Source organism: Roseobacter sp. TSBP12, assembly GCF_009129705.1.
GTDB lineage: Bacteria > Pseudomonadota > Alphaproteobacteria > Rhodobacterales > Rhodobacteraceae > Celeribacter > Celeribacter baekdonensis_A.
The window spans coordinates 1-666 of sequence record NZ_PYIB01000013.1 but is presented as its reverse complement, the minus strand read 5'-3'; the positions used below and the strand labels follow the sequence as shown (position 1 = coordinate 666).

Annotated in this window: 1 protein-coding gene; it reads right to left on the bottom strand. The window is 63.5% G+C overall.

The window, feature by feature from the left end; translation table 11 throughout:
* A partial coding sequence (locus tag C8029_RS04380; protein ID WP_152002347.1) for a VirB8 family type IV secretion system protein occupies positions 1-633 on the bottom strand: 633 nt, incomplete at its 3' end.
* Between the last annotated feature and the right edge of the window lie 33 nt (positions 634-666).

The window sequence follows — 666 nt, the reverse complement described above, 5'->3', positions numbered from 1 at the left end:
GCCCAAGGGGTTGGCCCAGACGTCCTGAAGGCGCTGGCGGGTTTCGGGTTGGAAGTCGTAGCCGACGGTCGCAACATAGGACCGGGTGACAGTGCGGGTGTCGCGGGGACGGCGGAGCGTGCGGGTGAAGCGGACCTGGGCCACGCCGCGCTCGATCTGGTTCACCGACTTGATCACCACCTCGATCTTGGCGTCGCGGCCATAGACGGTGATCGGGTAGTCCTCGTTGGTCGAAGACCAGAGATCGCGCAATGTGCGGGCGGCATCACCATCCGAGCGATCGAGGACCGAGTTTATGCGCTGTTCGCCATCGGTCAGGTCATAGGTCTCGCGGTCATCGACATAGGCCACGAGGTTGGCCTGGATGATGGCATCGCTCTCGGAAAGCGACAGCGCCTGCACGGCGGCGACCCGGTCCATCTCGCCGGTTTCCTTGTCGACCACGACAACGAAGGTCTCGGTGGATTTGAGCGGAAAGAGGCTCGCGCCCGCGACCATGCCCGTCACGCCGACCAAAACGCCTGCGGCCGCGACAAACCAAGCGAATCGCTCGCGCCGCCGAGGCCCGTAGATGAAATCCGCCTCGAAAGCGTCGCGGTCAGGCGCGGAGGAACTGGTCACAAGCTTCTTCAAGTCAGTCGTCTTTCACATCAGGGTTTGCGGAAG